10 protein-coding genes are annotated in these 9031 nt (G+C 41.4%); 4 read left to right on the top strand and 6 right to left on the bottom strand.

All coding sequences use genetic code 11. From position 1 onward, the window contains the following. Positions 1-140: 140 nt before the first annotated feature. The 5 genes from JWQ85_RS02480 to JWQ85_RS02460 form a co-directional block, all read right to left on the bottom strand. Positions 141-524 carry a DoxX family protein gene (locus tag JWQ85_RS02480; protein WP_299463412.1) on the bottom strand — a complete coding sequence of 128 codons (384 nt, stop codon included), beginning with the start codon at positions 522-524 and terminating at the stop codon, positions 141-143. Positions 525-530: 6 nt separating this feature from the next. Then, positions 531-998: an SRPBCC domain-containing protein gene (locus JWQ85_RS02475; RefSeq protein ID WP_299463409.1), complete on the bottom strand. Its 468-nt coding sequence runs from the start codon at positions 996-998 to the stop codon at positions 531-533. A 1-nt stretch (position 999) separates the two neighbouring features. Continuing rightward, the gene (locus tag JWQ85_RS02470) at positions 1000-1320 is read right to left on the bottom strand and encodes a metalloregulator ArsR/SmtB family transcription factor (protein ID WP_299463406.1); all 321 of its coding nucleotides are present in this window, start codon (positions 1318-1320) and stop codon (positions 1000-1002) included. A 108-nt stretch (positions 1321-1428) separates the two neighbouring features. Further along, positions 1429-4047 carry a phosphoenolpyruvate synthase gene (ppsA, locus tag JWQ85_RS02465; RefSeq protein WP_299463403.1) on the bottom strand — a complete coding sequence of 873 codons (2619 nt, stop codon included), beginning with the start codon at positions 4045-4047 and terminating at the stop codon, positions 1429-1431. Between the two features lie 279 nt (positions 4048-4326). After that, entirely contained in the window at positions 4327-4839 is a 513-nt protein-coding gene (locus tag JWQ85_RS02460; protein WP_299463400.1) for a lipocalin-like domain-containing protein, read from the bottom strand. A 96-nt stretch (positions 4840-4935) separates the two neighbouring features. Between JWQ85_RS02460 and JWQ85_RS02455 the strand changes: the two genes are divergently transcribed. The 4 genes from JWQ85_RS02455 to JWQ85_RS02440 all read left to right on the top strand — a co-directional run bounded on the left by JWQ85_RS02455 (position 4936) and on the right by JWQ85_RS02440 (position 8254). Then, complete coding sequence (locus JWQ85_RS02455) at positions 4936-5775, top strand: AraC family transcriptional regulator (protein WP_299463397.1); 840 nt, start codon at positions 4936-4938, stop codon at positions 5773-5775. 598 nt (positions 5776-6373) lie between these two features. Further along, positions 6374-6709: a PadR family transcriptional regulator gene (locus tag JWQ85_RS02450; RefSeq protein ID WP_299463394.1), complete on the top strand. Its 336-nt coding sequence runs from the start codon at positions 6374-6376 to the stop codon at positions 6707-6709. Beyond that, positions 6706-7284, top strand: coding sequence for a hypothetical protein (locus tag JWQ85_RS02445; RefSeq protein ID WP_299463391.1), 579 nt, complete (start codon positions 6706-6708; stop codon positions 7282-7284). Before JWQ85_RS02450 ends, JWQ85_RS02445 begins: the two co-directional genes overlap by 4 nt. A gap of 67 nt (positions 7285-7351) precedes the next feature. Continuing rightward, positions 7352-8254, top strand: a complete 903-nt coding sequence (locus JWQ85_RS02440) for a type II CAAX endopeptidase family protein (protein ID WP_299463388.1) — start codon at positions 7352-7354, stop codon at positions 8252-8254. Between the two features lie 281 nt (positions 8255-8535). Here the strand turns inward: JWQ85_RS02440 and JWQ85_RS02435 are convergent, their stop codons facing one another. Further along, positions 8536-8970, bottom strand: a complete 435-nt coding sequence (locus tag JWQ85_RS02435) for a hypothetical protein (protein WP_299463385.1) — start codon at positions 8968-8970, stop codon at positions 8536-8538. Between the last annotated feature and the right edge of the window lie 61 nt (positions 8971-9031).

Below are 9031 nucleotides of genomic sequence, written 5' to 3'. Positions count from 1 at the left end.
TTGCCTGTACTTTAGACCATTCAACACCTGTATGGCGGTTCATGTTTTTTTCGAAGCGGGTTTTCAAAGCCTTGAATAGTCCCTCACGTTCGTCAGATGATAACTCCCTTTTATTGCTATTGATGTTGCTCATAACTTTATTAATTAACTGAAATGATCTTTCTATCTGCAGGCCTGAAATACCACGACAAGATAATAAAAACAGTCTGCATAAATGGCCCGATAAGCCCCTTTACGCTATGGTCGCCGCTCAGCAAATGCGAAAGAAAGGCGCCCGTCATCAAAAAAAATAAACCTGCATAGGCCCATTCCTTAACAAGTTTAAACCGTGGAATTAAAATAGCTATCACGCCAAGTACTTTCCAAACACCAATAATGTACAAGAAATATAAAGGATAGCCTAAAGGAACGATCAGGTCAACCATATCTTTTGCATGAAATATTTGCGCCAGGCCACTTCCCAACATGCCAAAGGCCAATAAGCCTGTTGCAAACCAATAAATAATTAAATTTCTCTTTTCCATGGTGTATTATTTTAATTTGCTTACTATTTGTTGTAACCGGTTATGTGCCATATTTATGCCCTGGGCAAACGGCAGCTGCAGCATTTGATCACGCAGTGCAGCCGATTCATATACAATATGCATATTGATCTTGCTGGTATCGTCAGTAAGTTTTTCAAATTCCAATAACTCCAGCTGTACACCAAAAGGCGCGTTCTCCATTTCAAATGTCCGGGTAATCTTCTGGTTCGGACTAAATTCATGGATGGTACCATTGGCTTTAAACACCACGTTCCCTTTAGCATCTGTTGTTTCAAATTGCCAGCTGCCATGTTTTTTACCTTCCAGTTTCAGCACTTTAGTGCCCATCCACTGCTCAACAAGTTCGGGCTCGGTAAACGCTTTAAAAAGTAGTTCTAACGGCAAATCAAATTCCCTGGTTATAAATAAATCATGCGCACCGTTTTCGGCGTTAATTTTTGTTTTTAGTTCCATATTATTTGGTTTTATAATTCTTCATTATGTTTTCTAATGCGTTGAACCTATCATCCCACATTTTGCGGAATGGTTCAATAAAGTCGGCTACGTCTTTCATTTTTTTCGCGTTAATATGATAATAGATCTCCCTGCCGTTTTGCTCCTGTTTTAGCAATTCGCACTCGGTGAGTATTTGTAAATGTTTTGAAACTGTTGGCCGGGCGGTGTCAAAGTTTGCAGCTATGACCCCGGCAGTCATCGATTGCGAAGCAACCAACAGGAGAATTGCCCTTCTTGTGGGGTCGGCTATGGCCTGGAATACATCTCGTCTTAAATTCATCGTGTAGCTATTTGACTACAAATATATATGTAGTTATTTAACTACGCAAATTTTTGTGAAATTTTATACTGGATGCTTTTGTACGCGGTTATTTAAGAATAGCTCGATTTATAGCATTTCTACATATCCATCCGTTCCATTCACCCGGATCCACTGCCCGTCGTTGATCAGCCTGGTAGCATTCTCCACTCCCACAACTGCCGGTAAGCCATATTCACGAGCGATAACTGCTCCATGGGTCATCAGTCCGCCAACTTCGGTAACCAGGCCTTTTATAGATACAAACAATGCTGTCCAGCTGGGGTCAGTAAAGGTGGTAACCAATATATCTCCATCTTCTATATCAGCATCTTCCATTTTTAAAATAACACGTGCCCGTCCTTCTATAACTCCGGAAGAAACTGCCATACCTGCAATAGCCCCGGCAGGGAGATCTTCCCGATTGTACTTACCGGCAATAATTTCACCATCAGATGTAATAACACGTGGCGGGTTTAATTTTTCATATAATTTGTACTCATCTTTTCGTTTGCTGATGATTTGGTTATCCAGTTTTTTTGTGCGTACTACTTCGCGAAGTTCTTCAAAACTGAGGTAGTAAATATCTTCTTTTTCGTGAATAACATTGGCTTGTACGAGTTGTTCGGCTTCTTTCAGTAAAGCCTGCTTATAAACGAAGTAGCGATTAATAAACCCGTATTTGGGATATTCACGATAACCGCTAAAATTCCGGATCAGGTCGATAATCCGTTTTGTTTCCTGGGCTTTTTGTTCGCCGTCCGGCAATTGCATCAAGCTATCTAATAACTCTTGTTCTTTTTTCAAAGCTTCCTGTCGCCCCTGCTCAAACTTCCGATTGCCTGCACCAGGCTCAAAGTTTTTGATGTTGCTGAGAATTAAGGGAACAAGTGTTAATGGTTTTTCACTCCAACGGGTTCTTGTAATATCGATCTCGCCGGCGCACCGCATTCCGTATTTGTCGAGGTAAGCATAGATAGCGTCCCGGGTTTCCTGCCCACCTTCAAATTGAACAACTTCACTCAAAAAATTATCATTTTTTACGTGTTGCAAGTAATCGATCACTTTTGGATAAGGGCGAATCACATCCGCGATATTCAATAGCGCCAGGCCCATTTCTGAAGTAATATTGTTAGGCACAGATTGAGCAAGAATATCTGCCGCGTTTTTTTCACCTAACCATTCGTTCATTTTTTCATTGACCCAGAATGAAGCATTTATACCCGTCATAAGCACACCAAAACTTTGTGGGTCAAATGCGATCTTCTTTAATTGCTGCAGATCTTCCAGTATAAAATCATACAGATCCGGCCCTGATTTGGTTTGGATATTTTGTTTTAACGCTTCTATTGATGCTTGACTATTCTTGATCAAATCAGAAACGATTGTTGGATCGTATTCGTTTAGTGTTTGATAATTCGCGGGCGATACAGCGTTATCACTTTTACCCGGACCGGATTCCTTTTTATCATCCGGTAACAATTTAATAAAATCTCCCCGCTCTATGATGGTTGTAAGCGCGGATTTTATAAGTGGATCGGATTTTCCCAGGGTGACGTTTATCAAAGTTTCTCTGCCGGCGGGCGAAGCCAACATAGATGTAATATCAATAAATAATCTTCCACCGGCAGTATGCATGGGTGCCCGGGTCGTTAAAAGCCAAACAGATAAGCCCAATGGTTTCATGGGGTCGGTCATCATTTGTTGATGGCCGACAGATACGTAAACGTGATTTTCCTGGTCATTCGCTTCAGGAATTGGGAACAAAGTAGTAATAGGCCGGCTTTGAACAATATAAAATGCGTCATCAGCCAAACACCATTCAATGTCCTGGGGGCGACCGAAATGTACTTCGATCTTTCTGCCTATGCGCTCAAGTTGCAAGATCTGTTCATCCGTTAGCGCTTGCCTGTTCTGCTTTTCGAGCTCAATCTCCTGTTCTTTAGTACCGCCATCTTTTAATGCATAAATAGCCAGTGTTTTAGTAGATATCCTCTTATCGATAATCTTATGGTCACATACATTATAGCTGTCAGCATTTACCAGGCCGGAAACCATGGCCTCACCAAGCCCGAAGCTGGCATCAATGGATACCACTTTCCTGTTACCAGTAACGGGGTCGGCGGTAAACAAGATCCCAGCCGCCTGTGGGAAAACCATTTGCTGAACAACCACAGACAGGTAGACCTTACTATGGTCGAAGCCGTTTTGAAGGCGGTAAATTACCGCTCTATCGGTAAATAGCGATGCCCAGCACTTGCTGATATGCTTTAGGATGGCCGTTTTTTCGATAATGTTCAAATACGTATCCTGCTGGCCTGCAAAAGATGCCGTCGGCAGGTCTTCCGCCGTAGCGCTTGACCGCACAGCAAAGGCATCTGTTTCATCAAACTTTGTAAGGTAACCCGCAATCTCTTCTGCTATATCCTCAGAAATGGGTGTTCTTTCAATAGTCGTACGGATCTTTGCGCTGATCTGGCTGATATTTCCCCGCTCTTCTGCCTTCAAACGCGTTAATTCATCCAGCAAGCTGTTAAGCTCCCGGTTGTTTTCGGTTATTTTTTTATACGCTTCGGTGGTAACACAAAAACCTTCCGGCACCTGTATCTCCTTGATTCGGGACAGTTCGCCAAGGTTAGCGCCCTTGCCCCCTACAGCCATAAACTTTGATCTGTCGATCTCCTTAAAAGCGATTACATACGTGTTCATATTTTTTCCTCTTTTTATCGATACTGATGACTTTTAGAGATGTCCAAAGCCAAAAATATAAGGTATTATGAATCAAAACATCGTTTTTCAACTATATTTTTTTACGCGCAATATGATGGAAGTAAGAGCGTTATCCATACAAATAAAGGGATTGAGCATTGGTTTTATGTGATAGCTTTTGATGCCGGTTGTAGACCGGTTTTTTTACGCCCATTCAAGCGTCCGCGCTTACCAGAAGTTTTGTTCAAGCGTAGGCGCTTGAACAGGCGGAGACACCTTTCACAGCCGTCTCCACACCACCTCGGCAACTACAGCTTTGCCGCCTTGCGTAGTATGGGTAACTACATATTTTAGCTCGTTGCCGGTATAAACATAGGTTCGTTCCTGATCGGCTCCCTCCCAGTTAGGGAACGACGCATGGTCTATTTTAAAGGTGATGGTATGTTTAGCCTCATCCACTTTGTATTTGCCAAAGTGCGCATTGCTGCCTTGTATCAGTGCTTTGCTCTCTTCGGGCGTACAAACATTTTTATCGCCCGATACTATTTTGGGTCGCACAGCTTTATAGATCTGAATAGCATAGTTTGACCGTTCGTCAAATATCAGCATGCCTTTTGGGTTTTCGCCATAGGGATGTATCCTGCTGCTATCGGGGTAAATATTATCAACAGATACCAGCGCCCAGGTACCAATAAATTGTTCTTTTAACAGTTTGTTGGGGTTAGTTTTGGTTTGTGCAGATACGAAAGCTACAGCGCAAAACAGCATTAAGGTGGTCATTATGGTTTTCATAGTATTCAATATTAATTTTATCATCGATACAAAATTATACAGATACCGGCACCTGTTACTTGTACAAAATTTCACTAATTCTGTATATTAGCACTGATGAGGAAAGAGAATTTATACCATCCGTTCGAGATAGAACTTAAAGAGCAGGACCGCTTCCCAAAAACACCGCGGACCAATAATTTTTTCGAACTGATCTATATTGTTGATGGTACGGGTGTGCAGTATATCAACAAAAACAGGTTCAATTATCGTAAGGGGAACCTGTTCCTGCTTACACCGCAGGATTTGCATTCGTTCGAAGTAAGCACGGTTACCAGGTTTTTTTTCCTGCGGTTCAATGAATATTTTGTGCAGAATAACGCGTCGAAGGATAAGGCGCTTGTACAGCGCATGGAATATATCCTGCAAAATGCCAGCCATAGGCCGGGCTGTATTTTAAAGAACAAGGTAGATAAACCGCTTATCGCGTCACTTATTGAAAGCATCATACAGGAACAAACCAACCGGCAGATCTATTGCGACACCATAATTACCCAAATGGTTAACACCATTATCACCATTGTGGCCCGTAACATTGCCCTTAAACTCCCTAAAAACATCAAAGAAAATACCGGCGAACCGGTGTTGGAGATGCTGCATTATATCCAGCAAAACATTTTCGAGCCGCAAAAGCTGCGGGCCGAAAGTTTGAGTAAACATTTTGCGATATCATTAAGCTACCTGGGCCGTTATTTTAAGAGCCAGACAGGCGAGACGCTGCAACACTACATTGCTATGTATAAAATGCGATTGGTAGAGACCCGTCTATTGCATAGCGATATGCGCATCAATGAGATTGTGAACGAATTGAATTTTACCGACGAAAGTCACCTGAACCGGTCTTTTAAAAAGTATAAAGGCATGGCACCGTCCGAATTCAGGAAGCTGCATAGTTAACCCGGAAAGTTAAAAAAGTTAAAATATTAAGAAACAGTTTAATTATGCCCATTCAAGTGTCCGCGCTTGAATGTTAAATTAAGTAAGCGTCCACGCTTGCGAATTGTAGTAAGCGTGGATGCTTACCGGAAGTTTTGTTAAAGCGTAGACGCTTGAACAGGCGGATAGACGCTTTACAAATGTTTTACGATAAATAAATTTTGATGGCTACGATAGCAACAAAAAAATCCCTGCTTCCGGAAGAAACAGGGATTTGAAAGAAACTTATAGTTTTGAAACAGTTATTTAGTGCTTATCTGGTTAAACCGCCGTCAACCATTAATTCCGTCCCATTGTCTTTCATTTTTTTCGCGTTAATATGATAATAGATCTCCCTGCCGTTTTGCTCTTGTTTAAGCAAGAGCACTCGGTGAGTATTTGTAATATGTTTTGAAACTGTTGGCCTGGCGGTATCAAAATTTGCAGCTATGACCCCGGCTATCATCGATTGCGAAGCAACCAACAGGAAAATTGCCCTTCTTGTGGGGGCGGCTAACACACATATAAATAAAACACAGCAAATATAATACATTGTATAACTATGTATTATATTTGTGAGATGAATACTGAATTTGTGCAGAATTGGTTTTCCCAGGTAAAGAAGGGAACACTATCCTACATCATCCTGGTAATACTTGACAGAAAGGAATATTATGGCTATGAACTTGTGCAGGAAATAAAAACTCATACCACGCTTGAGGTTGCCGAGGGCACTTTATACCCACTATTAAACCGACTGAAAACAGAAGGAATTGTCGATTCAAAATGGGTTGAGCAGGAATCGGGCATACCGCGCAAGTATTATACATTAACTGATAGCGGCAGAGCGACATTAATCGAAATGAAAGAAATCTGGTCGGCTTTAGGGGCCGCTATAAACAAAATTGAGAAATGAAAAGAATAATTTTTACCAATCCAACCGCCCAGAAAATGTACGACGACTACTTTGCCAGGGTTACCCGCTGCGTAAACATCCTGTCGGCAACCGACCAGCAGGAACTGCTGATGGAACTGAACAGCCATGTGTATGAAGCAACCCACAGGGGCATAACCGGCAACGAAGTTGACATTTTGGTTGATGCCCTTGATAAATTAGGCGCACCTGAAATGGTTTTGCAGCCCACCGTGGCCTACAAAAAGGTACAGCAGGCAGGTCGGTCGTTTAACCCGAAGCATATTTTGCAGGCGCTATATCTTAACATTGCCAATGGTGCCGGCTTCTTTGTTATCGGAATTATTTATTTGCTGATACTTGCCTTTGGCTCGCTGGCCATTATTAAATTGATTGCGCCCACTCATACAGGCCTATTCCTGCAAAACGGTCATTGGTTTGCGTTCGGTTATACCAGCAATTTACCCAACGGACTTATAGAATTACTGGGCAACTGGTTTATTGCGGTTGTTATTGTATTAATGGGTGTATTTTACTTTTTAAACACCCTGCTATTTCGTTTACTGAAAAAACGATAGCTTTTTCAGCTACCAATACATAGCATTACTATGTATATGATTATATAAACTATATTTAAAACAATTTATGAACGCAACATTAAAACAGGCCGCACACTCATTGTCAGTGGCGAAAATTATTTTATTCGCGCTGGGCTGTATTACCGTATTTGTAGCGGCGGCCGCTGTTACACAGCTATTAACTTTTTGGATAAATAACCAGGCTGCCAAAACTGTAGCAGGCGAAATTTTAATAAGGACGCCCTTAACCATTATTGCCCTTCATCTTTTCGCCATTAAAGTGATAAAAACGTATAACCCTTCAGCTATTTACGGCAATCTGGTACTCGTGAAACTGCTGAAATGGACAGCCATCGCTTTTATTTTACCGCTTTCGGTGGGTTTATTTTACTGCCTGTTTAATTTTATGGCGCCGTTTGCGCACACTATGCCTTTAACCATAGCCGGCAAGCTTGGCATATTTATAACATGGTTATCCATCTCAATTTCGGCAGGCATAACTGAAGAGGTATTGTTTCGCGGGCATTTGTTTATGATTATCCGCAACCGGTATTCAGTAGCACAATCCATTTTCATCACATCGTTAATTTTCGGACTGGTGCATATTGTTATGCTGCCCTCGTTTACACTGCTAGACGTAATTATTGTAACTGCCGGCGGCACCGTGGCAGGGCTGATGTTCTCCATGATCTACGTGTACGGCAGATCAGTTTGGTATGTAGCGATAGTACATATAGTTTGGGATATTTTTTTCATCGGCAAAATAACTGCAGTTGCTGCCACGCAAGCCGATGCCAACAAGATTATTATGCCGTTCAAGCTAACAACGCATAGCCAATGGCTTACAGGCGGCAGTTTTGGGGTGGAGGCTGCGTTGCCCAGTTTGGTGCTCTACCTGCTGGTAATTGGGATGTTGTATAAATTGATGGGAAGTAGTAAAAGTAGCGACGAAACGGGTACCCTTAGCTAATGCAATTTGTTCTGTGGGAACAAACTGTTCAAATGCCGGTGTATCTGTTGTACCTGGTGTTATAACATTTGCTCTGATTTTTCTGCCTAAAAGGTCGCTCGAAAATGCTTTTGCAAAAAAGATCACGCCGCTTTTGCAGCACCATTAGAACACGGCAATACGACCATCATCAGTAATCTTACAGATTGGGGATTGTACACCGAAAGAAAACTGTCGGGAAATAATGTTCGTTCTTTGTTGGGTGTCGTCCTGCCATTGCTGCTATCGGATTCGATATTTATCTACAACAACGCCATCAAATTTATACTGATGATAACCCCTATCCTCAAAAAATGCGAAATCAAATAATTTTTTGGATAAAAAGGCGATTTATATTTTAGAAACAAGAAAATAATAATCCCCAATAGCAGGATGCCGGATACAAGCATAGGCAGTTCATAGCCGGCCATATTTAGTGTTTTATACAACATTGACACTACACCCATAGCATAAACAAAACCAGATATCATTGGAAATATTATGGTAGTTTTAGTAGGCATCCTTAAAAAGTAAAAACCTAACGGAAAATATATAATGCCGAGGATCATTCCGAAAACAACAATATCAACAGTTCCCGTTACAGGAAATACATTAAGCAAAACTGAAAGAAATGTTAGAACAAGAAAAAGCTTCTCCCAGTTATTAATAGTTTTTAGGGCGCTAATTATTTCTTTCATATAATCATTAAAGGTACTTAACCAATATACAAATCAACACCACAAACCCTATAAATAACGC

It is taken from the genome of Mucilaginibacter sp. (assembly GCF_028288105.1).
Lineage (GTDB): Bacteria > Bacteroidota > Bacteroidia > Sphingobacteriales > Sphingobacteriaceae > Mucilaginibacter.
This window is presented reverse-complemented; position numbering and strand designations above follow the sequence as displayed.